General features: G+C 60.1%; 27 protein-coding genes and 1 tRNA gene. 9 read left to right on the plus strand and 19 right to left on the minus strand.

Going from position 1 to position 24,516, the window contains the following annotated elements:
* Positions 1-14 precede the first annotated feature (14 nt).
* Both Q1A07_RS11610 and Q1A07_RS11615 read left to right on the plus strand, forming a co-directional pair.
* Positions 15-416 (plus strand): DUF4864 domain-containing protein, encoded by a 402-nt coding sequence (locus Q1A07_RS11610; RefSeq protein ID WP_299780837.1) that lies wholly within the window; start codon positions 15-17, stop codon positions 414-416.
* Positions 417-502: 86 nt separating this feature from the next.
* A complete protein-coding gene (locus Q1A07_RS11615) occupies positions 503-2,227 on the plus strand; it encodes a right-handed parallel beta-helix repeat-containing protein (protein ID WP_299780838.1) in 1,725 nt (574 codons plus the stop codon).
* Between the two features lie 21 nt (positions 2,228-2,248).
* On the opposite strand, the gene Q1A07_RS11620 is transcribed toward Q1A07_RS11615, so the two are convergent.
* Together Q1A07_RS11620 and Q1A07_RS11625 are read right to left on the minus strand one after the other, a co-directional pair.
* Positions 2,249-2,920 (minus strand): hypothetical protein, encoded by a 672-nt coding sequence (locus Q1A07_RS11620; protein WP_299780839.1) that lies wholly within the window; start codon positions 2,918-2,920, stop codon positions 2,249-2,251.
* A 107-nt stretch (positions 2,921-3,027) separates the two neighbouring features.
* Positions 3,028-3,456: a hypothetical protein gene (locus tag Q1A07_RS11625; RefSeq protein ID WP_299780841.1), complete on the minus strand. Its 429-nt coding sequence runs from the start codon at positions 3,454-3,456 to the stop codon at positions 3,028-3,030.
* Between the two features lie 124 nt (positions 3,457-3,580).
* On the opposite strand from Q1A07_RS11625, the gene Q1A07_RS11630 reads away from it, so the two are divergent.
* Entirely contained in the window at positions 3,581-3,820 is a 240-nt protein-coding gene (locus tag Q1A07_RS11630) for a zf-TFIIB domain-containing protein (protein WP_299780843.1), read from the plus strand.
* A 17-nt stretch (positions 3,821-3,837) separates the two neighbouring features.
* Here Q1A07_RS11630 and Q1A07_RS11635 read toward each other — a convergent pair whose 3' ends face one another.
* The 5 genes from Q1A07_RS11635 to radC form a co-directional block, all read right to left on the minus strand.
* A complete protein-coding gene (locus Q1A07_RS11635) occupies positions 3,838-4,176 on the minus strand; it encodes an EamA family transporter (RefSeq protein ID WP_299780845.1) in 339 nt (112 codons plus the stop codon).
* A 217-nt stretch (positions 4,177-4,393) separates the two neighbouring features.
* The gene (locus Q1A07_RS11640; RefSeq protein WP_299780847.1) at positions 4,394-5,143 is read right to left on the minus strand and encodes a hypothetical protein; all 750 of its coding nucleotides are present in this window, start codon (positions 5,141-5,143) and stop codon (positions 4,394-4,396) included.
* Positions 5,144-7,351 (minus strand): excinuclease ABC subunit UvrB, encoded by a 2,208-nt coding sequence (gene uvrB / locus Q1A07_RS11645; RefSeq protein ID WP_299780849.1) that lies wholly within the window; start codon positions 7,349-7,351, stop codon positions 5,144-5,146.
* 81 nt (positions 7,352-7,432) lie between these two features.
* Positions 7,433-8,161 carry a VWA domain-containing protein gene (locus tag Q1A07_RS11650; protein WP_299780851.1) on the minus strand — a complete coding sequence of 243 codons (729 nt, stop codon included), beginning with the start codon at positions 8,159-8,161 and terminating at the stop codon, positions 7,433-7,435.
* A gap of 95 nt (positions 8,162-8,256) precedes the next feature.
* Entirely contained in the window at positions 8,257-9,051 is a 795-nt protein-coding gene (gene radC / locus Q1A07_RS11655; protein WP_366523738.1) for a DNA repair protein RadC, read from the minus strand.
* Between the two features lie 197 nt (positions 9,052-9,248).
* Here radC and Q1A07_RS11660 point away from each other — a divergent pair, with 197 nt between their 5' ends.
* From Q1A07_RS11660 to Q1A07_RS11670, 3 genes are all read left to right on the plus strand, one after another.
* Entirely contained in the window at positions 9,249-9,560 is a 312-nt protein-coding gene (locus Q1A07_RS11660) for an ETC complex I subunit (RefSeq protein WP_299780873.1), read from the plus strand.
* On the plus strand, positions 9,548-10,018 hold the full coding sequence (locus Q1A07_RS11665) for a GNAT family N-acetyltransferase (RefSeq protein WP_299780875.1): 471 nt from the start codon (positions 9,548-9,550) through the stop codon (positions 10,016-10,018). The genes Q1A07_RS11660 and Q1A07_RS11665 overlap by 13 nt, the downstream gene beginning before the upstream one ends.
* A gap of 42 nt (positions 10,019-10,060) precedes the next feature.
* Positions 10,061-10,137 (plus strand) — tRNA-Arg (locus Q1A07_RS11670).
* 60 nt (positions 10,138-10,197) lie between these two features.
* Here Q1A07_RS11670 and Q1A07_RS11675 read toward each other — a convergent pair.
* The 12 genes from Q1A07_RS11675 to Q1A07_RS11730 form a co-directional block, all read right to left on the minus strand.
* Positions 10,198-10,338, minus strand: coding sequence for a hypothetical protein (locus Q1A07_RS11675; protein ID WP_299780878.1), 141 nt, complete (start codon positions 10,336-10,338; stop codon positions 10,198-10,200).
* Between the two features lie 192 nt (positions 10,339-10,530).
* A complete protein-coding gene (locus tag Q1A07_RS11680) occupies positions 10,531-11,412 on the minus strand; it encodes an AEC family transporter (protein WP_299780879.1) in 882 nt (293 codons plus the stop codon).
* Positions 11,413-11,637: 225 nt separating this feature from the next.
* Positions 11,638-12,606: an endonuclease/exonuclease/phosphatase family protein gene (locus Q1A07_RS11685; RefSeq protein ID WP_299780881.1), complete on the minus strand. Its 969-nt coding sequence runs from the start codon at positions 12,604-12,606 to the stop codon at positions 11,638-11,640.
* 110 nt (positions 12,607-12,716) lie between these two features.
* Complete coding sequence (locus Q1A07_RS11690) at positions 12,717-14,174, minus strand: hypothetical protein (RefSeq protein ID WP_299780883.1); 1,458 nt, start codon at positions 14,172-14,174, stop codon at positions 12,717-12,719.
* Positions 14,175-14,194: 20 nt separating this feature from the next.
* A complete protein-coding gene (locus Q1A07_RS11695; protein ID WP_299780885.1) occupies positions 14,195-14,968 on the minus strand; it encodes a methyltransferase domain-containing protein in 774 nt (257 codons plus the stop codon).
* Entirely contained in the window at positions 14,965-15,354 is a 390-nt protein-coding gene (locus Q1A07_RS11700; protein ID WP_299780887.1) for a GtrA family protein, read from the minus strand. Before Q1A07_RS11700 ends, Q1A07_RS11695 begins: the two co-directional genes overlap by 4 nt.
* Positions 15,354-16,304 carry a glycosyltransferase family 2 protein gene (locus Q1A07_RS11705; RefSeq protein WP_299781983.1) on the minus strand — a complete coding sequence of 317 codons (951 nt, stop codon included), beginning with the start codon at positions 16,302-16,304 and terminating at the stop codon, positions 15,354-15,356. The genes Q1A07_RS11700 and Q1A07_RS11705 overlap by 1 nt, the downstream gene beginning before the upstream one ends.
* A 158-nt stretch (positions 16,305-16,462) precedes the next feature.
* The gene (locus tag Q1A07_RS11710; protein WP_299780889.1) at positions 16,463-16,762 is read right to left on the minus strand and encodes a DUF4387 family protein; all 300 of its coding nucleotides are present in this window, start codon (positions 16,760-16,762) and stop codon (positions 16,463-16,465) included.
* Positions 16,755-18,110 (minus strand): acyclic terpene utilization AtuA family protein, encoded by a 1,356-nt coding sequence (locus tag Q1A07_RS11715; RefSeq protein WP_299780891.1) that lies wholly within the window; start codon positions 18,108-18,110, stop codon positions 16,755-16,757. Before Q1A07_RS11715 ends, Q1A07_RS11710 begins: the two co-directional genes overlap by 8 nt.
* Positions 18,111-18,231: 121 nt before the next feature.
* The gene (locus Q1A07_RS11720; RefSeq protein WP_299780893.1) at positions 18,232-19,737 is read right to left on the minus strand and encodes a tripartite tricarboxylate transporter permease; all 1,506 of its coding nucleotides are present in this window, start codon (positions 19,735-19,737) and stop codon (positions 18,232-18,234) included.
* Between the two features lies 1 nt (position 19,738).
* Entirely contained in the window at positions 19,739-20,227 is a 489-nt protein-coding gene (locus Q1A07_RS11725) for a tripartite tricarboxylate transporter TctB family protein (protein WP_299780895.1), read from the minus strand.
* Entirely contained in the window at positions 20,227-21,195 is a 969-nt protein-coding gene (locus tag Q1A07_RS11730; RefSeq protein WP_299780897.1) for a tripartite tricarboxylate transporter substrate-binding protein, read from the minus strand. Before Q1A07_RS11730 ends, Q1A07_RS11725 begins: the two co-directional genes overlap by 1 nt.
* Before the next feature lie 104 nt (positions 21,196-21,299).
* Here Q1A07_RS11730 and Q1A07_RS11735 point away from each other — a divergent pair, with 104 nt between their 5' ends.
* Genes Q1A07_RS11735 through Q1A07_RS11745 form a run of 3 tightly spaced genes read left to right on the plus strand, consistent with a single transcriptional unit; the run spans position 21,300 to position 24,333 of the window.
* Positions 21,300-21,968 carry a response regulator transcription factor gene (locus Q1A07_RS11735; RefSeq protein ID WP_299780899.1) on the plus strand — a complete coding sequence of 223 codons (669 nt, stop codon included), beginning with the start codon at positions 21,300-21,302 and terminating at the stop codon, positions 21,966-21,968.
* Positions 21,965-23,341 carry a sensor histidine kinase gene (locus tag Q1A07_RS11740; protein ID WP_299780901.1) on the plus strand — a complete coding sequence of 459 codons (1,377 nt, stop codon included), beginning with the start codon at positions 21,965-21,967 and terminating at the stop codon, positions 23,339-23,341. Before Q1A07_RS11735 ends, Q1A07_RS11740 begins: the two co-directional genes overlap by 4 nt.
* Positions 23,311-24,333, plus strand: a complete 1,023-nt coding sequence (locus tag Q1A07_RS11745) for a substrate-binding domain-containing protein (protein WP_299780903.1) — start codon at positions 23,311-23,313, stop codon at positions 24,331-24,333. Before Q1A07_RS11740 ends, Q1A07_RS11745 begins: the two co-directional genes overlap by 31 nt.
* The last annotated feature ends 183 nt before the right edge of the window (positions 24,334-24,516 follow it).

Here is a 24,516-nt window from a genome sequence, read left to right on the forward strand (position 1 = left end):
AAGGGGGTATTGTCATGCGCAGCGCGGTTTTTGGGCTTTTGATCTGGCTGGGGTTCAGTACGGCGCTGCCCGCGCAGGAGGCGGATATTCAGGCCACCATAGACAACCAGCTGCAGGCCTTCCAGGTCGATGACTTCGGCGCGGCCTTTGAATTCGCCAGCCCGAACCTGCAACGCCTTTTCCAGACGCCGGAGAATTTCCAGCGCATGGTCACGCAAGGCTACCCGATGGTCTGGCGCCCGGGCGAGGTGCGCTATCTGGAGCTGCGTGAGCAGGGCGACACCCATTGGCAACGCGTGATGATCACCGACCAGAGTGGGCGCGTGCATATTCTTGACTACCGGATGCTGGAAACCGGCGACGGCTGGCGCATCAACGGGGTTCAGATCCTCGACAGTTCCGATTTCAGCGCGTGACCTGACCGTCACGGTGGTGTGAGCCGCCCTTAATCCTTTGCCGATAGGCCTGATCTTCTGTCAGCCCCTGCGAAAAAGGATACCCGATGAACAAGGCGATCACCGATGGCGCGCACCTGATGCCGCCGCCCTTTGCGCGGGCGCTGAGTGCTTATTCAAGCGGTGACGGCACGCCGGGATCCGAGGGCATTGAAGGTTCCGGACGGCTCGTCACCGGGGATGGAAATTTCGGCACCTGCCTTGAGATCACCAAGACGGCAGGGACGCAACGCCTGCGCTACACGGGCGAAACGCCACTTTTGCCGGGCTGCTATTTGCGCATCTCCGCACGCGTCAAGGCGGTCAGCGGCCCGTTGCCATCAGTCCGGATCGCCGGGTTTGCGGGCGGGCCGGAAGGTCAGCCGGCACCGGGTGCGCAGACCACTGGCCCTTCACTACGCCTGCCCGCGCTGGGTGCGGTTGTGGAGGTGTCTGCGATCGTGGGTGCCGGTCTGCGCATCGGCGTCGATATGATCTGGGGTGGTGCCGCGCTTTACGGGCATTTCGGACTGGATGTGACGGGACCCAAAGGATCGGTAGTGCGGATCGAAAGTCTCGAAATCGAGGATGTGACGTCGGCCTTTCTGCGCGATTTGGTCGCTATGGTGGATGTGCGCGATTTCGGTGCCCTGGGCGATGGGGAGAGTGATGATGCGGCAGCGTTCGTGGCCGCGGATGCGGCGGCGTTTGGCCGCACGATATTGGTGCCGCGTGGTCAGTTCTATCTTGGGCAGGACGTGACGCTTAACGCCCCGGTTTGCTTTCAGGGACGCGTGCTCATGCCGGGTAACGCGACCCTGCATCTGCGTCGTAACTTCGATTTACCGAGTTACAGCGCGGCTTTTGGTGATGATGCCGTGGGTTTGCGCAAGGGGTTTCAAGCATTGATGCAGGCCGATAGTCACCACAGCTTCGATCTTGGCGGATGCGAAATCGAACTGCACGAGCCTCTAATGCTGAAAATGGCGCAGCCCAACGAGGACAGCTGCAGCCGCAAGAGGGTGCACAACGGGCAGCTGGCGGCCATTGATGGACCCGGCTGGGAAGCCGATACCATCACAACCAAGGGGCAGTGGACTGCCGAACACCCCACCGTGCTGACAGCTGTCGCGAATGTGGAAAAGGTTGCCGTTGGCGCAGCTGTTTCAGGCCCGGATGTGCGCCGCGAAACCTATGTCCACGCGACAGATACAGCGGCTGGGACCGTGACGTTGAGTAGGCCTCTTGCGAATGGTTCAGCCCAGCGGACACTGACCTTTACCCGGTACGCATATCTTCTCGATTTCAGCGAGATTGCGGAATTGAACAATTTCACTCTGTCCAACGTGCATTTGCGGGGTAATGGGGTGGCCAGCGGTGTGATGCTTGCGCCGCAGGGCGCAGGCATGCGGTTGCAGAATTGCATGATACAAGGGGCGAGGAACCGGGCGCTCACGTCCACCGGTGCAGGCTGCGCCAATCTGGTGCTTGATCGGTGTGACATCATTAGCAACAGGATCGAGGACAATGACCCGGTTGCGATCAACTTGAATGCTGATGGAGTACGGTTGCTGAACTGCCATGTGCGCGGGCCACACCCCTTTGCGCATATCATCGGCAACGGGGTATTGATCACTGGTCTCCACCTGCAAGGGACAGCAGAGGACACGCCCGGTCTGATCCTGACGCAGGGCGGGACCGCTTGTGTCATCGGCAATCGTTTTCAGAACTGTACCCTTATCGTTGGGGATGAAACGACGCCAATCGAGCCACCGGGCAACCTGTTTTCCTGAGCGGAACCTTTGCGGCACAGGTCAGAAATCCCGCCAGAGCCCCAGTTTGAATTCCGTGTCCCCCTCCCCCTGGATGGGAATTTCCAGACCGATCTGAATGGTGTAGCTGCTCTTGCCCGGCACCAACAGCATGGAGGGGGCGAATTTGGCAAAGATCTCGCCGCCCTGATGGGTCATGAAGACCTGCGCCATACCCTTGACGTGATCGGTGAAGCCAAGCCCGATTGTGCCATCGAGCTTGATCCGGGTTTCGAGGTCCGAGCCGGGGATGTTCAGGCTGCTGTCGATCACCGCCCAGCCGTAGCGCTCGCCGATCTTGATGCCACGCCCCCAGGAGAGCCCGGCCTCGACCGCCGGGGTGATGACGGTGTTCTGCGACCGCGCGCCGATCCCCACATGCCAGGCCCATTTGTGCGTGGCGTCCGGTTCGCTGATCGGAAACCGCAGGAAGACGATGCCAGAGCCGGACTGTTGCAGCGTCCGGTCGATGCCATAGAAGAGGTCCGCGCCCACCGTGATGGTCTCGCGCAGACCATATTCGAAATAGGCCGAGCCGGAGGTGTCCTTTTCCTGCGTGATATTGCCGGAGATCGCGGCAAACCCCTTGCCCTTTTCGCGCAGCCACGGCCCTGCGGGCGCGGCCTGCGCGCTTGCCAGAACAACACTTATGGCCAGCGCAATGAACCGCATCATACCATTCTCCCGTCGAAGATCATGGTTAACGGAAGTTAACAATTGGTTACGCGGCGGTTTGAGCCGGTTTACAGGTGCCGATCCGCAACAGCCCCGGATCTGCCGGATCAAGCCCCGGCAGCCACCTCGCAACGGCGGAACCGCTCCACCGGCTCGGCCGCACCGGCCAGCGGGATTGACACAGCCTTGTCGCCCAGCCGCCCGGTTGCGACGCTGTTGAACTGCAAGCCGTTCAGGACATTGCCAAACCCGCGGTCCGTGACGGTCAGCGTCGTGCCGTCGGGGCTGATCTGATGGCGATCCGTGGAAATCGTGAGCGGGGCCGATCCGGTGAACTGCAGCGAAAAGACGGCCCCGTCGGGCCACGGCGCCGCTTGCTTCAGCGTAATCGTGTAAAGCGGTTGCGTCGGATCATAGGTCAGTTCCACCTGCACCTCCGCCGTCTCGTGGGTCAGGCGACAGGGCAGGCCGGGGGTGAACTCCCAGGCGGGTGCGGCGGTGGCGGCGCAGATCAGGGCGGGCAGAACGGTCTTCATGGCGCAAAGCTAGGCCGTTACGCCCCGTTGACCAACCCCGCCGGTTTCTGCGGCGCACCGGATGAAAACCGCCGCCCGCGCCCCTATATGCAGGGGAACGCAACGTAACTCAGGAGACCACCCTATGAAATGCCCCGTGGATGGAACAACGCTGGTGATCACCGATCGCAGCGGGGTCGAGATCGACTATTGCCCGGAATGCCGCGGGGTCTGGCTCGACCGGGGCGAGCTTGACAAGATCATTGACCGCAGCGCGTCAGCACCCCCGCCGCCGCAACAGCGCGGCTACGACGACCGGGGCGACCGCGGCGGGTATCGCAAGAAGAAGCGCGGGGGGTTCCTCGAAGATATCTTCGACTTCTAAGAGACGGGGCTGACGGTTCAGGCCAGCCGGCTCATCAGCACCATCGACAGCAGCGCGCAGCCGAGCCCTGCGTATTCCCGCGCGTGCAGGGCCTCGCCGAACCATACGGCACCGATGAGGGCGAGTGCGACGAGCGTCAACATGGAATAAGCCACACCCGCCTGCGCCAGCGTGACGTGCTGCATGGCGTAGAACCAGAAGAGCGCGGAGACGCCGTAGAGAACCACGCCGATGGCGACATAGGTCGAGGTGATCGTGTGGCCCGCGTCGGCGGCGGTTTTGATGGCGAAATCGCCGATAATGACGATGAGCGCGGTGAAAAGGGCGAAGGCATAGCCAAAGGCAAACTGGGTCATAAATACTCGCGATTTAAAAAGGGTTTGGTTTGAAATGCGGGCAGTGTAGCACAAAACCCGGTCGGGCGCATCTTTGGCTGCATTTGCGAGAGCGGTCCGCCATCCAACCCAGCCGTGCTTTGCACGGCAGCGCCCGACCCTCCCCCCAGGGAGGGCGCTTCACGCCCACCCTAGGGTCGGGCGCTGTAAGCCGACTTAACTCCACGTCGTGGTGGGTCTATGGTCTATATCGCAGGTTGGGACGAGCACTTTTGCTCTTTTCGTCAATTTGATTAGCGATTTCTACATCTGGCTCCTGACCAAGCTCTAAGGCTTCGAAATCAATCCAGCTTTCTAACAGTGGTTCTACGAAATCTCCTAAATGAGTTTTCCCTTCGCGATAGACAGGCATTAGATAGTGCTGTGGCAGGCTTCCTTCAGCCGAGTAAGCGACGCCCGGCGTGATCAGAACGATTGCGTCGATCGCAAGGCTCCTTCGCTCCAAGGCATGTTTTGCGAAGTTCTTGAGCAATTCTACTGGTCCGAACATTGTCTCCGTCAAATTTGCAATCATGAGGATTCCCTCATGTGGTTCTGACAGCAACTGCTGTGTCGACCTTATCTGGCCGTTTGAACCACGGACTGCGCCCTTTATTGAATTCTGTACCTTTCGATCAACGTATCTTGCGACCTGTCTGGGCAAAGGAGCCTTTCCCGAGAGCCATTGGCCTAGGCAAGTCTTTGGGAACTTGTACTTATCCAGGCCATCGGCCACATGTCGGGTGACCGAAGCGCGGTCGCCATGATCTTTGACTAGCGTTTTGAGTTCGACGATTATCCGCTGCTCGGGGAATACATAGTCTGCGTGTTTCTGTCCTTCCGGAACTCCTTCCTCTAGAAAGTCTTCCAGCCGGAACCCGGCCATTCTCGTTTGCACAAATCTATTGAAAGTACTTTCGAAGGTTTGTGCGATTTTCGGATTGGTCACTCACCGCCCCTTCCGCTTCCGCCGTGTGCCACCCCGCATCCCGCCGCGGCCCATGGTGCTGCGTCCTGAGGCTTTCTTGGCGTCGTCAACGGCTTTCTCGACAGCGTATTGCCGGGCCATGGGGTCGTCGGCGATGGCCAGATCGACCGCTTCGAGGCGTTTGACCTCGTCGCGCAAACGGGCCGCCTCTTCGAATTCCAGGTTCTCCGCCGCCTTGCGCATGTCGGCGCGCAACCCGTCGAGCACGGCTTGCAGGTTGCCGCCCGCCATCTGGGTGTCGATCTTCGCGGTCACGCGGTTCTGGTCGGTATCGCCTTTGTAGAGCCCGGCGAGGACGTCCTCGACGTTCTTTTTCACCGTCGCGGGCGTGATCCCGTGCTCTTCGTTATAGGCGATCTGCTTGGCGCGGCGGCGGTCGGTCTCGGCCAGCGCGCGCTCCATCGAGCCGGTGATGCGGTCGGCGTACATGATCACGCGGCCATCGGCGTTGCGCGCCGCCCGCCCGATGGTCTGGATCAGCGAGGTTTCGGAGCGAAGGAAGCCTTCTTTATCCGCGTCGAGGATCGCCACCAGCCCGCATTCGGGGATGTCCAGACCTTCGCGCAACAGGTTGATCCCGATGAGCACGTCGAAGGCACCGAGCCGCAGGTCGCGCAGGATCTCAATGCGCTCAATCGTGTCGATATCGGAGTGCATGTAGCGCACGCGTATGCCTTGTTCGTGCATATACTCGGTGAGGTCTTCGGCCATGCGTTTGGTCAGCGTGGTGCAGAGCGTGCGGTAGCCGTCGGCGGCGACCTTACGCACCTCGTCGAGAAGGTCGTCCACCTGCATCTCGACCGGGCGGATCTCCACCTGCGGGTCCAACAGGCCGGTGGGACGGATCACCTGTTCGGTGAAAACGCCACCCGTCTGTTCGATCTCCCAACTCGCCGGCGTGGCCGAGACGAAGACAGATTGCGGGCGCATCGCGTCCCATTCCTCGAACTTGAGGGGCCGGTTGTCCATGCAGGAGGGCAGGCGAAAGCCGTGTTCGGCGAGCGTGAACTTGCGGCGGTAGTCGCCCTTGTACATGCCGCCGATCTGCGGGACGGAGACGTGGGATTCGTCGGCGAAGACGATGGCGTGATCGGGGATGAACTCGAAGAGCGTGGGCGGCGGCTCGCCCGGCGCGCGGCCCGTGAGATAACGCGAGTAGTTCTCGATGCCGTTGCAGACGCCCGTGGCCTCCAGCATCTCCAGATCGAAGTTGGTGCGCTGCTCCAGCCGCTGCGCTTCGAGTAATTTTCCTTCAGAAACAAGCTGATCCAGCCTGATCTTCAGCTCTTTCTTGATACCGATGATCGCCTGCTGCATCGTCGGCTTCGGTGTCACGTAGTGGCTGTTAGCATAGACGCGAATCTGGTCGAAATTGTCGGTTTTTTCACCGGTCAGCGGGTCAAACTCGGTGATAGATTCCAGTTCTTCGCCGAAAAAAGACAACTTCCAGGCGCGGTCTTCGAGGTGGGCGGGGAAGATCTCCAGACTGTCGCCGCGCACGCGGAAGCTGCCGCGCTGGAAGGCTTGATCGTTGCGGCGGTACTGCTGCGCCACCAGATCGGCCATGACCTGCCTTTGGTCGTAACTCGACCCCACTTTCAAGTCCTGCGTCATCGCCCCATAGGTTTCGACCGAGCCAATGCCGTAGATGCAGGAGACAGAGGCCACGATGATCACATCGTCGCGTTCCAGCAGCGCCCGGGTGGCGGAGTGGCGCATCCGGTCGATCTGTTCGTTGATCTGGGATTCCTTCTCAATGTAGGTATCAGAGCGCGCCACATAGGCCTCGGGCTGGTAATAGTCGTAGTAGCTGACAAAATACTCCACCGCGTTATCCGGAAAGAACCCTTTGAACTCCCCGTAAAGCTGGGCGGCGAGAGTTTTGTTGGGGGCAAGGATGATCGCGGGACGCTGGGTTTCCTCGATCACCTTGGCCATGGTGAAAGTCTTGCCGGTGCCGGTGGCGCCCAGCAGTACCTGATCGCGCTCGCCATCGCGGACCCCGGTGCTGAGCTCTTCGATTGCGGTCGGTTGGTCGCCTGCGGGCTCGAATTCCGTGGCCATGACGAACTGTCTACCGCCCTCGAGCTTGGGACGGCTGCGCACGTCTGGGGCCGGGTTGGCCATGATCACGGGGGCTTCGGACGAATCGGTCTGGGCGTAGGGCATCGGTGCTCCTTGGAGTTACCTCCAAAGTGTCATGAAACGTCGGGGGTTCAAGGGGCCAGCCTCGCCTGATGACAGAAATTGTCAGGTGGGCAGGTGGTTCCGGTCGATGGTCCGCAGCCCGATCAGTTGACAGCCCAGCGTGCGGGTCAGCGCTTCTGTCAACTCATCGAGCGTCTCCGCGGAGGCATAGGTGCCACCGGTGCGATCGGCAAGGCAGCGCGCGACGGCTACGCGCCGTTCGTAACCTTCATCCTGCGGGTTGTCCCAACCGAAATGATCGTCGCGCACCTTAAATCCGATCACATGCACCGTGAGGTCATGAGCATCTGCGGCCAGGGTGGCCGCGAGGACACAGGGCTGGCCGTTGCAGGTTTCCTTGCCATCGGTCAACAAGACAATGACACCCGGACGGGCGCGGTAGTCGAGCACTTCGGCAGCCTGCGCCACCGCATCCGTCAGAGGGGTTTCGCCTGCGGGCTGCAGACCGTCGACGGCATCAATAATTGGGCGTGCGGCCTCAGCACGCGGGCCAAAGCGCAGATCGATATTGCCGCAGGTCGCTGTCAGGCCGGGACCGTAGATCACAAGGCCAAGGCGCCGCACGGCCGCAATCTGCGGGATGCTGTCATGGATTGCCCGGCGCGCCTCGAAAATGCGCGGCTCATCCAGCAGGTTGAACCCCATCTCCGACATGGACCCGGACCCGTCGAAGACGATCATCGCATCTTCGGTGCAGCTTTGCGAGGCGGGCAGCGTCGCCGGCAGCAGCGTTGCTGCAAGGGTCGATAAGATACGCAAGGGCAGCCGCATGGATCACGCCTTTCCTGTTCCGGGTGACCCATCCTCACCGGGCTGACGCCATTCTGTCAACGTTCAGGCGCTTGCGGCGGAGTATGGTCCCGCGTTCAGAGCAGCCCTAACGTTCGGAAAGACGTCTCTTCCGTCTTGCCGATGATGACATGGTCATGCACTCGCAGATCGATTGCCTGACAGGCCATGACGATCTGTTCCGTCATGGCGATGTCCGCCTGGCTGGGAGACGGATCGCCCGATGGATGGTTGTGCACGAGGATAAGCGCCGAGGCGTTCAGTTCCAATGCGCGCTTTACCACCTCGCGCGGGTAGACCGGAACGTGATTGACCGTGCCCCGCGCCTGTTCTTCATCCGCAATGACAACGTTTTTGTTGTCCAGAAACAGAATGCGGAATTGTTCGGTGTCCCGATGCGCCATGGTCGTGCGACAATAGGTAATCAGCTCTTCCCAACACGACAGGGCACAGCGTTTCAGCACCTTTGCCTGTGCCATACGGTGGGCAAAAGCCTCGACCAGACGAAGTTGCAGATAGACTTTCTTGGTGGTGCCCCGGACCTGCAACAGGCGGTGCTCTGAGGCGGCTACCACGCCGTTTAGATCACCGAAGGTTTCCAGCAGCTTTTTGGCCAGCGGTTTCACGTCGATGCGTTCAATCGCGTTGAACAGCAACAGCTCCAGGAGTTCGTATTCCGGCATCGGGGCGTGACCCCCTGTCAGAAAACGGGTGCGCAGTCGCGCGCGGTGCCCCATGTAATGCGGTGACGGCCCGCCGCCATGCCCGGCAAATTCGCCAGGGTTCAACGGCCTGGTTTCGACACCGCTTGGAATGCGACGCTCCAACTCCTCCAACCCGCGCAGCGCAGCTTCAGAAAACCCATGTCTCATATCGGCACACATCAATCCCATCTCGTCCACGTGAGTCGGATGTTGGGAAATCAAGGTTAGCGAAATCTTAATCGCAACGATTTTTGAGAAGATTGTTTGCAACTGGTGCTCAATCTGACGGCAGGGGCGGAAATGGTATCTTGCTCCAGAGGGTTAAATCTCCGATATACAAGGCAAGACCTATGAGGAGCCAGGCCATGCGCGCACGCATCTACCAGCCCGCCAAAACGGCGATGCAATCCGGGACCGCCAAGACCCATGGATGGGTGCTGGAATTCGCCCCGGCCTCGGCGCGTGAAGTTGATCCGTTGATGGGGTGGACCTCTTCGGATGACACGCAAAGCCAGGTGCGCCTGCGGTTCAAGACCAAGACAGCCGCAGTCGAATATGCGCAGGAAAATGGTATCGACGCGGATGTACAGGAACCCAAGAAGCGGCGTCCGAACATTCGTCCCGGTGGCTATGGTGAGAATTTCGCAACCGGACGACGGGGCGCATGGACACACTGACGGGATTCGATATCGCCCGCGCGCAGGTGTCGGAGGGCGATGTCGCCACACTACTGGACCGACACTTTGAGCTGATGCGCTCCCAGTCTCCTGCCGAGAGCTGTCACGTCTTGCCGTCTGAAGACCTCGCCGCTGATGATATCTCGCTTTTCGCCTTGAGGGATCATGGTCAGATTCTTGCTATTGGTGCTCTCCGCAGTTTTGGTGACTGGGGTGAATTGAAATCCATGCATACCGCGCAAGAAGCACGGGGTCGCGGCGCGGGGCGGGCGATGGTGGCGGCTCTGATGCAAGAGGCCCGTGCACTTGGGTTGAAACACCTCAACCTTGAGACCGGATCCGGAGATGAGCACCTGGCCGCTCGAAAGCTCTATGAGAAAGCCGGTTTTTCAGAATGCCCGCCATTTGGCGACTACGTTGACGATCCGCTGAGTGTTTTCATGACGCGCGCGCTCTAAGACTTGCACGATGCGGCGCGCTGCGGCATGTACGGCAACAGCGGTCCCTTAGCTCAACTGGATAGAGCAGCTGACTTCTAATCAGCAGGTTGAGGGTTCGAGTCCTTCAGGGATCGCCACTCAACCGGGTATCCAGTCATGACGCGCGGGTGTAATCAGGGTAGGCAGCAGGTGCACACCTATTTTCGCTCGAAATTCAGGATGGCTGTAATCAGGCCGATCAAGGCGGCAATCAGCGAAACAACCGCTGTCACGAAAGCAATTGTCAAAACGACGGTATTGGCATCGCCCGCGCTGTCCTCGTGAAAGGCGCGCTCCATAAATCCAGAATCCTTCAGAGTTTCCCAAAAGACCAAGCAGGAGACGGCAAAAAGGACCATCAGAACAAATAGAACAGTTGGTTTCGCCAGATTTCGCACCGTCGCGCTTTCGCTCACTTATCTACATCAAACTGGGGTCTGTGGTTCAGGCGGTCAAGCCGGATGATGCAGCTCGATTTCAACTCAGGCAACTCACAAAACGATGCTCAGTAACACGGGCAGCGTCAGGATCGACAGCAATGTTGATACGACAACAAGACCTGCAACCGCTTGCGCGTCAGCGCCATATTTCTCGGCGATCAGATAGCTGGTGACGGCGGCAGGGGCCGCAAGCTGGAGAACCAAGATGCCAAAGGCAACGTCGGGCAGTTCGAACCAGACACCGATGGTCCAAGCGATGACGACGCAGAGGCTGGTTTTTGTAAGGGCAATCAGGAACGAACGGCCAAGGTTGTTGGGCGTCAGCCGGGCTACCGCTACGCCCAAGGTGACAAGCATCAGCGGGATCGCCATCTGACCCACAAGCGAAATGGTGTTGGTGACAAAAACCGGCGTTTGCCAGCCCTGCCACAGAAACAATGCGCCCAGTAACGTTGCGGCGACCATGGGTTCCTTGAACATGGCAAGGGGTGAACTCGCCTTCGAGACAATCCAGACGCCAAAGGTAAAGGCGTAGATTGCGGACACTGCAAAAACGACGACAGCATATCCCAAACCTTCATCTCCGTAAGCAAAGAAGGCCAGAGGTAGTCCAATATTGCCGGTGTTTCCCATGACGATCGGCGCCAGATAGGTCCGTATTTCCAGGTTGGCCAGCCGCACGATCGCCCAAGCGGCGATTGTGGCGATCACGTACCCAGCTATCGCCGCGAGACTGATGCGTGACAGCGCATCCGTTGGAATTTCCGTTTCCATGAGGGCAACAAAAATGAGTGCGGGGACTGCCAGCGTCATTGATAGCCGTGTGACGAATTGAACCCGGTACTCAAACCCGAGTTTCACCCAGACAAAGCCAATTGCGGCGAGAAGGAAAACCGGCGCGGTAATTTCGACAACTTTCAGAAACAAGTCCACGACGCCGTTTTTCCCAGTATTGGTCTACCTGCCTGACAGACCTAGTTTGGTTCGTTTGCAAATGGCAACCGGTATTGGACGTTAATGCGGTGAAATGGATGCCGCAGGCAGTGTAGAGTCTTTTGCCAAAGCCATCGTTGCCCATTGGCCTATTATCCTGCACCACGATCAACGTGGCACCAATGCTTTGGGCTGGGCTGCGTTCCCGGCGGGAAACGGGCCGGGCTATTTATCAGCCGTGACCGCGATGACTGCTTTCATGGGGAAGTGATCCGATCCTATGTGTTCCAGCCGGTCGAAGGTGGCAAGATCCAAGCCTTCTGTCAGATAGAGCTGATCGATCGGAAACCGCATCAGCCATGAGTTCGCGTCAAAGCTGGAAAGCATCCCGCGACCAACCCTCGGATCTCTGAAATTGCCATATTCCTTGAACCGTTCTGCCGTCCAGGACCAGGCAACATCGTTGAAATCTCCCATGGCCACCACGGGCAGGTAGGTACGATCCGCAAGCAGTGCTGCACGCTTGATCTGGGCATCCCGCGCCTCGGTGTCGTTGCCCGGAACCGGGGGCCTGGGGTGCAGCCCAACAAAGAAAAAGCCACCGGTCGGTGTTTCGAGCTCGGCCAGTATTGTGGGGGTTTCATCGTCGCTCAAAAAGACGGTTTCAGCCCGGCGCGCGGGCAGGCGCGTGGCGAAAATCAAACCGTAGTGGTTCACCAGGGGATGCAGAACAACCGTTTCGTAACGGGCAAGCTGTTCTTCGAGTGCGCTTGCCCAGACCGCGTCCGTCTCCATCAGGAAAAGCACATCCGGGTCTTCACGATCAATCAACTGGCGGAGCTTGTAGTGCTCGGTGTTTTCCATCAGCACGTTGATGGACAGCAACGAAACGCGATCTTCCTCCGGTATGCCGGATGTCAGAGCGATCTCGGTTTTGGCAAGCGGACTGTAGGGGTAAATGCGCACTGCTTGATAGATTGCGCAACCGACCAGGACGATTGCCGCAATCTGTGTCCACGTATTGAAAAGCAACAGGCCGATAACCGCAGCGACAACCGCCGCACAGGCAATATGCAGTCGCGGAAAATCCCAGCCCCGCACCCACCACTGCGCGCCGTTCGTCAGCGGTGCAAGGGTAGTGAACACCACCGCAACAGCGAGCAACCAGAAAAGGAAGACAAAGATCAGTTGCATCCGGGGCGTACTCTGTTTGCGGCAAGACAGGCAAGCACGGCGCGCCTCCCTGTGTTTTCAACGGCGGTTTACGCTATTGGTTCCCTGAGAGCAGCATAAATGTAAAGGGATCAACCGTTCGGCGTCCATGCACCTGTGGTCGCACCGTTCAGACCGACCTCGCCCGGGTCGTCGACCTCACGGATCACGAGGACGGTTTTGCCGTCGATCTGACCTACGTGCCAGTCGGACGTGGCTTGTGCCAGAGCAGCCGCCCTGTCGAGGTTTGAGCAATCCACACCCTCGCTGTCGCACAGCAGCGGCTCCTGACCGGTTAGCTGCGTGATCCGGAAAAACAGGGCAAAGTTCGACTGGATCGAGGCGCTCATCCCTGCCTCGCTGTGTACGGCCCTGCCGAGGACGTAGTAGGGGGCGGGAAGGGCGGCGAGATCCTCGGCGCTCTGCCGGGTTTGCCCCTGCCACTCATGATAGAGGGTGTAGCGCTTGTGCGCCTGCGCACCGTAGCTGAACAGGACCACCACAATCGCAGCGACACCCAGTCGGGCTGCTGAAGCTCCCCGGTCGTTCAATACCTGGATGCCGCGTACGACGATCACTGCGTAAAAGATCCAGAAGAAGATCAGTGCACGTGCTGGCACGACGATCCCCAGCTTGACGGCCTGTAGGGTGATGAGCGCAATACCGGTGAGCAGCCCGGCATAGAGATACAGGACCTCAAGCGGCGCGCGCTGTGCGAGCACGACGGTTGCCAGAACAAGGGCGATGACATGGGCAAAGAACACGCTGTTGGATGCAAAGCTTGATTTGCCGAAGAAGAGGATGAACGTCTCTTGCGCGGCGCCCAGGTTCCCCCACATCTCAGAGAAGCTGCCCGCAGGGACGGCTTGTCGCCACTCGGCCAAGGGAATGCCGAAGATACCGTGGAAGTACCAGTTGAGGGCGTAGGTGATCAGGATCGCTCCGACGAAACTGGCGCCGAACAGCACCATCAGCCAGAACAGATCCCGGACCGAACGGTTGCGCGTGCGCATCAGGCACAGGGCCAGAAGCAGGAGCGGGTAGGTGGTATAGGCCATCAGCGCAGGCACGGTGAAGACCGGCAGCAGCATGCGCGATGTCCGTTCCGAGCATTTGCAGACAATCACGGCATAGATCGCGATGATGGCGATGCCCAATTGCAGCGTGTTGAACCATAGCGAAATCAGGGTGGCCGGCGGGGTCAGCAGCACCAGCGCCGCCAACAATACGCTCATCAGGGTGATGCGCTGTCCGGGCGCAGCCAATACCGCGATGCTGGCTGCGAAGATGGCCCAGCAGATCTGGTAGACGGCGAAGTTCAACCACGAGGGTGTGATGATCTCGCGCAGATGCCAGATGTAGTTGATCCAGCGCCCCTCATGGAGTGTTTTGTGATAAAAGGCGTCACCGTATCCCAGCAAAGCGGGGAAGTCATCGTGACGGATCATCGGATCAATCAGATTGGGCAGAGAGATCACAAAGATAAACGCCAGCGAGATCCATAAGACGGGCCCGATGCTGAACCGCTCTGGCGCACCGGTCTGTGCCATATCCGTACCCCCCATCGTCATCAGGCTGACGCGCGTTCGGAACGACCGCCGAACCGTGCACGGGCTGCGAGCACTGCCGCGCGCAGCTTTGCGATCTGGGTCACGGTGTTGCGCGGCAAATGCGACACGATTGCACAGCGCAACCGCCACATCGTGTCGCCCCCGTTTTCAACGCGCTGTCCTTGTGGCAGTTCGTGGCGCAAGATTTCCTGCGGCAAGCCTGCGCGTCCGGCGTCGTTCACGTAGAGAATGGCGTTGTAGCGATACCATGGTGCCACGTCGCGATTGTCCTGAAGATGGGGTCGCACGCAGTCATAGGCGCGGTAGCCGCGGGCGGCAAAAAGCGCCTGCCAGTACGACAATGGCTGTTCGTTGATGTGAAATTCACCCCCCTGCCCAACAACGGCAGCGGAAAACAGCACACGATCCGAAGCGGCGGTCAGACTGTCCACCAGCGTCTCGGAAGCAGACTCGGGCAGGTGTTCACCCACTTCGAGGCTCTGGGCCAGATCAAACCGGCGGTCGGTTTTCAACGGCGCAGTCAGATCGGTGGGCAGAAAGGCGTCCTTTGCAATGTCGAGATTTTCAGGATCGACGTAGTCGCCGTCTGCGCCCAGTACATCCGTCGCGCCCGCGCGCTGCCATTCGTTGAGCCAAACGCCTCGGCCACAGCCAAGATCAATAACGCTTTCGGGGCGTAACAGCGGGTACAGAAGCTTGGTGAAGCTTTGTGCGGAGGCGCGTGCGCTTTGATTGATGTAGTCGAAAAACGTGTCGTTGTAGACATGGGTCATGACAGGTTTCCTTTGGTGTGCTGTTGTTTTGCAAAGACCCAGATGGTCATGAGAATGTAGTTTTGGACGGGCAGAACGACCGTGACAGTCGCAGCTGCCACCCAATCGGCGATCCCAAGGGCGGGGCCAATCACACCGGTGATCAGGCCGGAGGCAACAAAGCCGAGGCCAACCATCACCACGAAGCGTAGCACCTGTTGCGGATCATCCAGCCGTTTGCCGAATGTGAATCCAGCCTGCCCAACATATTGCAGGCAAATTGCCAGCAGGAAGGCCAGACCGTTGGCAAATCCGCGCGCCATCCCCAGCTGCAGGAACCCGAGGTACAGCAGGAAGTAAACAAGGGCGACGAGTCCGCCGATCAGGGCAAAACGAAGGACGTGCATTACGCAGACTTTCGCATGGTGACTGGAGTGGCATCGCGCAGCTCTTCGCTGACAAAGTACAGCGGGCGGTTCTTGGCTTCCACGTAGAGCCGCCCAATGTATTCGCCCATAATGCCCAGCGTCAGCAGTTGCACACCCGAGAAGAAGCTGATCGCCAGCACCACCGAAGCCCAGCCGGGGGCGGTCTGGTAGAGGATCAGCGAATAGGCGACATAGATTGCCATCAGCGCGGTAATGCCCAGGCTGGCGAACGAGAGGCGCGTGGCAAGCTTAAGTGGCTTGGTCGAGAAGGATGTCATCGCGTCGATGGCAAAGCGCATCATCGCGCGGAAGGGGTATTTTGTCTCACCGATGGTACGCGGCGCGCGGGTGTATTCGATTCCGATCTGCCGGAACCCGGCCCAGGCGAACATACCGCGGATAAAGCGCGACCGTTCCGGCATTGCCAGCACCGCGTCCAGCGTCTTGCGGCTCACCAGACGGAAGTCGCCGGTGTCGCGCGGGATCGGCACATCGGACATGGTATTCAGGAGGCGGTAGAACAGATAGGCGGTTGCGCGTTTGAAGATGGTCTCTCCCTGACGTTCGATCCGGCGTCCGTAGACCACGTCATACCCTCGATCCATCATCAGCATCATGTCAGAAAGCAATTCCGGGGGATCCTGCAGGTCGGCGTCCAGCATCATGATCCGCTCGCCCTTCGCTGCTTCCAAGCCAGCGGTCAGCGCGATCTGGTGGCCGCGGTTTGCCGAAAGCCTGACGCCGACGAGGTTTGCGCAATGCAGACAGGCATCCTGGATGGCTTCCCACGTTCCGTCGCTGGACCCATCGTCAACCAATATGATCTCGGCATCTTTTTTCCACGGCTCAATGGCGGCAGCCAGACGTTCAACCAGTGCCGGGATGACGTCCTGCTCGTTCATGCATGGAACGACGATGGAAAGGTGCATTTGTGCCTCGCGTATTGCGCTGTTCACCAGAAACTACAAACGCAATGCGGTCGGAATATGGCAATTTTTGCTCGAAACTACGAAGATCAGGGGGCTTTATTGTCGCGTGATTGCGAACAGACTGTTATCCAATCCATACTCATACAGGTAAAAAACCCTTAAATATCAAGCTCACCTACCAAAGCTGCCCAGGACGCGCCGTGCATGTCGCGGTCACCGATCGCGCCTTGCACTGTGGGGCGGGGTAAAGAAAACTTAACCACGTTCAGGTTGGGCATATCGAAGCGCTTTATGGTTTGACTATCGGCATGAAAGACGTCGGCAATTTGCGTTGTCTTGAGGTCGCGGACAACCCGGGAATAGACCTCCGCGTTGCCACAGAAGATGTCAACGGTCAGCCAGAAGGGGCCAGCGTTCTTGCTGCGGACCTTGGTGACGAGAGTGCCTAGCTCAGCCAATGTCGATGACCTCCAGTCGGAACGCGTCCATCGGATTCTCAAGGTGCAACACGTGATGCAGTGTGAATTCGTAGACGATGCCCTGGTGCATTTCAGGCGGGGAAAAGAGGAAGGCAAATGTAGGCTGTTCCTCCTCCTGCGTCAGCGGGTGATGAAGCAGGTAGGGGTTCAGCAGTTTGCCGATCTCAGCAGCCTGAGCCTCGGACGGCGCGGTGATGATGCCGATGACGCCGATCTCGACAGGATCGCCGGTACGGGTCTCTAATGCGCCGAAACTGGCAGACTGGCCCATCAGCCGTATCTCAAGTCTGAAGTCTTCGGCGCAGATGTTCATTCGGTCCAGCACTTTGGCGGTGCATTTCGTTACGATGTCATCTGCCCAAGCAGCGGCATTTGCGACGTATCGTGGGTCTCGAAGAAGCGCCATGACAACAGTGCGTGCGCCTGCGGGCCGGGCGCCTTCGAGCTTGACGGTGTAGCGGTCCGAGGGCACCCACTTGGAACCTTCGACCCGCACGGAAGTGTCATTGAGGGCGGTGTAGCTGGCCGCAGTTACGTCCAGATGCCCGCCCGGTTCATGCAGGATGAATGGGTCGGAATTCTCGTAGAGCATGTGCGCCGAGACGGTGTGTGGGCTGGCATGCGCGCCGTCCGCAAGGGGCGTGACGGTGAAGCCGGTGGTGTCGAAGTCGATCAGAATGACGCCGGACTGCGGGTTCGTGGCGCAGAGCGCGCCGCATTCGCCGATCTTGGCGCCGTGCCAGGCTCCGCCCGCGTGACACCCCTGCATCAGCGGTAAGGCGGCTATGATCGCAGTGTCGGTGGTGCGCCCGGCGATGATGATATCCGCACCGGTTTCGATAGCGGCGGCGATCTGCTCGATGCCTGCAAGGGCCACAATGTTGGCGCAGGCGCGGATGTCTGTCGTGCTGACCTCCGGGGCGCCCGGCAGAGGTGTTATTTCTCCGGCCTCGAAGCTCTGCGCGATGCGGTCTGGGTCTTGGGAAGAGCGCAGGACCGCCACTTTCAGAGTTGTGCCATGCTCTGACGCAATCTCGCGAGTGATGTCGAGCATCCAGTCCACTGCGCTGTCGGTGCCGCAGGTGCCTGCGGTTCCAATGACCAGAGGTACGCCCGCCTTGGCACGGGCAGCCATCAACCCGGCCCACTCCAGTTTGGTTGAGGCGCGAGCGTATTTCGATACGCCGCGTCCCAGGTAGGAAGGCCCGCTGTCGGTTGATCCACCGTCGATGGCGATGATATCCGGCTTGGCGGCAAGGCCACGGGCCAGTGCCTCGGGGTCATAGTTGAGACCGAGCGCGCCAGAAGGGATCAAAACCCTGGTCATAGCAGCCACCCGGTGGAGGTGGGGCGGTGGGCCAGGGCGCAAGCGCGGGCGGGCCTTGGCCCGCCCGCGCTTGCGCCCTGGCGATGCCCGGCAAAGCCGGGCAGGACGGCTGCGCCGTCCATCAGTCTGTTACCGCCGGTGGTTTTTTCAGCACGCCGCGCAGGAACATCGGGGCCACAAACCCTGCAATCGCCGCCACCCACAGCCCGATCGCGATGGGGCTGGAGAAGAGGTAGATGGGGTCTCCGTCAGACAGGGTCATGGCGCGGCGCAAGGCGTCTTCCATCTTGCCACCGAGAAGGATGCCGAGGATCACGGGCACCGTGGGCACATCGAGCTTGCGCAAAATATAACCCAGTACACCGAAGCCAACCATCAGCAGCAGATCGAAGTAACTGCCCGACAGCGAGTAGATGCCCACAAAGGAGATCATCGTGACGCCCGGCAACAACACCCAGGCGGGCACCGAGAGGATCTTCACGAAGATCTTGACCATGGGCACGTTCATCAGCAACAGCACCACATTGGCGATCAGCAAAGACGCGATCAGGCCCCAGACCACATCGGCCTTTTCCGTAAAGAGCGTGGGCCCGGGCGTGATATTCAGGGTCATCAGCAGCGCAAGCAATACCGCCGTTGTTCCCGACCCTGGCACGCCCAACGTCAGCATGGGCACCAATGCACCGCCCGCTGCCGAGTTATTGCCTGCCTCGGGGGCCGCCACGCCTTTGGGCACACCCGTGCCAAAGCCGCCCTTTTCACCCGCGATCGACTTTTCCGTCATGTATGCGAGAAAGGATCCCAGCGACGCGCCCGCGCCCGGCAGAATACCCGCGATGAAGCCCACACCGGAGGCGCGCAGCATGGTCCACTTGGTCGCCATGATGTCTTTCCAGGGGATGCGTACCTTGTCGAGCTTCACACCGATGGAGGAGCCCTTGCCGTGGCTTTCTATGAAGAAAAACACTTCTGCGATGGCGAAGAGCCCCACAATGGCGACAAGGAAATCGATCCCGTCAAAGAGGTGCAGGTTGCCGCCGGTCAGGCGCGGCAGACCAGAGGATGAATCCACCCCGATCATCGCGATGCCAAGGCCCATACAGGCCGCCAGCGCCGCCTTGGCCTGGTTGTTCGAGGCCATGCCGCCCAGCGTGCAGAAAGCCAGCAGATAAAGCGCGAAATACTCGGCAGGGCCGAAGAAGAAGGCCACGCGTGCCAGCGTGGGGGCGAGCAACATCAGCCCCACCGTAGCCAGCAGCGCGCCCACGAAAGACGCAACACCCGAAAGCACCAGGGCATCGCCCGCGCGGCCTTGTTTCGCCATGGGGTAGCCGTCGAGCGTGGTCATAAGCGCAGGCTCGTCCCCGGGGATGTTCAGCAGGATCGAGGAGATCCGCCCGCCATACATGGCGCCGTAGTAAACTGAGGTCATCAGCACCAGCGCGGAGGTCGCGTCCAAACCCAGCGTGAAGGTGATCGGGATCAGGATCGCCACGCCATTGGAGGGGCCCAAACCGGGAAGCGCGCCGATGATGGTGCCCAGAAAACAGCCGCAGACCGCCAGGAACAGGGTGAACGGCGACAGCGCCACGGAAAACCCGAGCGCCAGGTTGGCAAGGATATCCATGTCAGTGCCCCACGAATGGAATGAGAATTGAGATCGCGTCCCAGAGCTTGGCTGCCGTCGGCACCTTGTAGGCGACGATATTACCCAAGCCCAAAGCGAATTTGAACAGAACGAACAGCCCCAGTGACAACCCGATGCCCGCTGCAATCGCAGGCTTCACGTTCGGCGAAATCTGGTAGCTCAGGATGCCCGCTGCAATCGCCGTGGGCAGGATGAAGCCCAGCGGCGTGATCATCACTGCATAGATGCAGAGCACCAGAACGGCCACACCCATCGCCGCCCATGTGCGGCCTATCGGCCAATCAGGGTCCGGGTCAGGCTTGAACATGATAGTCAGCGAGCAGAGCGCCGCCACACCACCGATCAGAAGCGGAAAGAGCTTGGGCAGAAACTCACCCGAGAAGAGGTTCGTCTGGATCTGGGTGGCGGCCGCGATATACGCGACCGCCGTGATCAGACAGACCAGACCAAAAATCCGGTCCGAGGCCATTACTGAAGGACCCCAAGCTCTTTGGACATGGCGTTGATCTCGGCCACAAGTCCATCAACATACGCCTGGAAATCGCCGCCCACCTTGGTGAAGGGCGCCAGACCATTGTCGGCCATCGCCTGGGCCCATTCGTCGCTGTCTGCGACCTGCTGCAGCTTCCCGGCCCATTCATCGAACTTGGCGTCCGAGATGTCCTTGGGCACGTAGAGGCCACGCCAGTTCACCGCGACCACGTCAAAGCCCTGCTCCTTGGCGGTGGGGATGTCGTCAAAGCCCGGTACGCGCTCTTCGGTCAGCACCGCGATCACGCGGATATCGCCATTGGCGAGGAACGACACGATCTCGGACATGTCGCCGGTCATGGCTTGGGTGAACCCACCCACGGTCTGGGTGATGGCATCCGCGCCACCGTCAACACCGATGTATTTCACCGATGTGATATCGGTGAAGCCCGCTTCTTTCAGGATCATCAGCGGCTTGAGGTGGTCAAACCCGCCCACGGCAGAGCCACCGGCAAAGGCAACAGAGCCCGGATCGGCCTTGATTGCCTCGACCAGATCGCCCAGCGACTGGTAATCGCTGTCTGCGGCCACGGCTATCACGCCCGGATCAGCGCCGATGGCACCCACGAAGCGCACCTGATCGGCGGTCATGCCCGCATAGGCGTTTTGGGCCAGACGTGTGGTGGTGGCCGAAGACGCGGCGATGACGACATCGCTGTCATCCGCACGCTCACTGACCACGTGGTTGTAGGCCAGACCGCCACCCGCACCGGGCATGTTGGTGACCTGCACGGGCTGGTCGACCGCGCCGATGTCATACATGATCTTGCCGATCTGGCGGCAGGTGAAATCCCAGCCGCCGCCGGGGTTCGCGGGCGCGATGCATTCCGCGGCATACGCGCCGCCGGCCAGCCCTGCGGACAAGACGGCACTCGTCATGAGCGCCTTGAAAAAGCGTTGTGTCATTGGTTCCTCCCATTTGACTTGACGGGTTTCCACCCGTTTCATGTGGTCAAAAGACTGTAGGAACCTGACACCAACCTGTCACGCAGGAAGAACACCGCCCCGAGATGAGATTTTTGCTAGTTGAAGACAACGTCGATCTGGCCCGCGCGCTGACGGGACGCTTTGCGGTGGATGGTCATGTGGTGGATCATGCGGGCAATCTGGCGGATGCGGAACTGGCCACGCGCACGGTGGCTTACGATTTGATTTTGCTTGATATTATGCTTCCGGATGGTGATGGGCGCGAGTTTCTGCGCCGTCACCGGGCGCAGGATAACCCCACGCCTGTGATTGTTTTGACCGCGCGCTCGGAGGTGTCAGACCGGGTCGGGTTGCTTGACTTGGGGGCAGATGACTATATCACCAAACCCTTCGATTTCGCCGAGCTGGAGGCCCGTGCGCGCGCCGTCATGCGGCGCCTCGGCGGCGCCGCAGACAATAAAAAGGAATTCGCGGGGCTCATATTCGATTCGAATGCGGGCACGATTACGACGGGGGAACGCTCCGAGCAGCTGCGCAATCGCGAGATGCGCCTGTTGGAGGTGTTTTTTGCGGCACCCGGACAGATTTTCTCCAAGTCGCACCTGATGGACCGATTGTTTTCCTTCGCCGATGATGTCTCCGAAAACGCGATTGAGGTCTATGTAGGGCGTCTGCGGCGCAAGCTCAGCGAGACCCAGGCGACCATCGAAACCGTACGTGGTCTGGGGTACCGGATGGTACGACGGGAATGACTCGCACGCCCAGTTCCATTCGCCGCCGTCTGGTCGTGCAACTGGCGCTGGTCGCAGCGCTTTTGTCGGTGGCGTTCTTTTTTGCGCTGCGAGTGGTGGCCGAGCGCGCGACGGAGGCGACGCAGGATAACATCCTTGCCGCCTCCGCCACCTCCATCGCCGATGCAGTTTATACTGATGCAGGCGTGGTGCGCGTCGAAATCCCCTATTCGGCGCTGTCCATGTTGGGGACAGTGAGCGAAGATCGGGTGTTCTATCACGTGATCCTCGATGGGCAGACACTGACAGGCTACGACGACTTACCGGTACCGGAGGTGCGCGGGGCGGGACGTGATCCGCGCTTTGGCACTTATCTCTACCGTGACGACACAGTGCGTGCGGTCGTGGTGCGGCGGGCGTTGAATGCCGCAGACCGCATCCACCGGGTGGAGGTTGTGGTGGCGCAGACCCGGCTGGGGCTGGCGGCGATCTCCTCGCGCATCACCACCACGGCGACGGCCATTGGTGTCGTGTTCTTCCTGACAGCCACGGCGCTCAGCAGTTTCGCCGCACAAAACGCCCTTGCCCCGCTTAGCCGCCTGGCAGAAGCGGTGCGGCGGCGGGGTCCGCGCGATCTGCGACCAGTGACGGCGGAAACACCCACCGAATTGGCCCCGCTGGTAGGGGGGCTCAACGGGTTCATCGCGCGGCTGCGGTCCGCGTTGACGCGCTCTGAGGATCTGATCGTCGAGGCCGCGCACCGCGTACGCACGCCGTTGGCCACCGTGCGTACGCAGGCAGAGATGGTACATCTGCAGATGGAGAAACCCGAAAACCGCACCGCCCTGCGCCAGATGATCCGCGCCGTGGACGAAAGCTCGCGGTCCGCGGGACAGCTTCTGGATCACGCGATGGTCACCCTGCGCTCGGACCAGTTGGAGACCGAAGAGATCGACCCCGCCGAGTTGCTGCGCGACGCGGTGGACCGGCTCTCGCCCACTGCAGATCTGAAGGATATCACGATAACACGCGATCTGCCGGACAGTGCTCTGCGCGTACAAGGTGACGCGATTTTGCTGCAAAACGCAGTGCGCAACATCCTCGACAACGCAATCAAGTACTCGCCTGCCGACACCGAGATCGCGGTGCGGCTCATCCCGGGTCCCTCCTGCCGTCTGGAGATTTGCGATCAAGGCCGGGGATTCGTGGCTGAAGATGTAGCGCAAATGCCCGAGCGTTTCTCGCGTGGCTCCAATGTGGAAGATGTGGTGGGCTCCGGCCTCGGCCTCACCATTGTACGCGACGTGGCCGAGGCCCACTGCGGCGCGCTGGAGATCGCGCCCAATGAGAGAGGACCCGGCGCATGCGTCACGCTTGTCTTGCCCTGCTCCTGAGCCTTGTCACGGGCGTGGTTCAGGCCTTCGAGATAGAGGAAAGCCGTAGATATCCGGCGCCAGGTGGCACCGAATTGCGCATCCTTTCGACCGCAGATGCCGATGTGTTCGAGCCGATCATCGCGGCTTTTCAGGCTCTCCATCCCATTCCGATCACCTATGACGTGGCCAGTTCCGCGCAGGTGATGACAGCGCTCTACGACGAAAATGCGACCTATGATCTGGCGATCTCCTCGGCGATGGATTTGCAGACCAAACTGGCCAACGATGGGCTGGCACAGCGTTACAGCTCGGATGCCACCGCCGCCTTGCCGCCCTGGGCGAAATGGCGTGACCGGGTCTTTGCATTTACTCAGGAACCGGCAGTGCTGGTACTGAACGCACAAGCCTTCGAGGCGCTCGACATCCCGAAGAACCGCGAGGGGCTGATTGCCCTACTACGCGACCATCCGCAGGTTTTCGACGGGCGCGTCGGCACCTATGACGTGCGCGTCTCGGGGCTGGGGTATCTTTTTGCGACACAGGATTCACGCAATACCGAAAGCTTCTGGCGGCTGACGGAAGTGATGGGGCGGCTCAATACGCGGCTCTACTGTTGTTCCGGGGAAATGATCAATGCGGTGGCTCACGGCGAGTTAGCACTGGCCTACAACGTGCTTGGCTCTTATGCGCAAGCCCGGCTTCAGGATACGCCCGGCATTGTAATTGTCGAGATGGATGATTTCGTCTCGGTGATGCTGCGAACGGCAGTGATTCCGCAGACGGCAGAGGCGCCCCAGGCGGCTGGACTGATGATCGATTTTCTTGCTGCAATGCGGCTACGCCCGGATCTGGCGACGGCAACGGGCCTTCCCCCAGTGGTCAGCGGGGCCGGGGAGGATGAAAATGTGATCCGGCCAATCCGTCTGGGCCCCGGACTGCTTGTTTTCCTCGACCGGCTCAGGCGCGACACCTTCCTGCGGAGCTGGGTCAGTTCGATTGAACAGGAATAGACCGGTGACCGCGGTGAGCCCAAAGTACAGTATGTCGGGAGGCATCCGGACGTCTGCCTAAGTGATGGGTCCGGAAGTCACTCATGGTGGGGTCTGTACTTGGTTTTGCAACCGCCAAGTCAACGCACAGCCCTATGGGTGCTTGCCGCATGCGTGCTCCTGAGCTTCCCGCCATTGCTCGGC

This window comes from uncultured Roseobacter sp. (assembly GCF_947492555.1).
Taxonomy (GTDB): domain Bacteria; phylum Pseudomonadota; class Alphaproteobacteria; order Rhodobacterales; family Rhodobacteraceae; genus Roseobacter.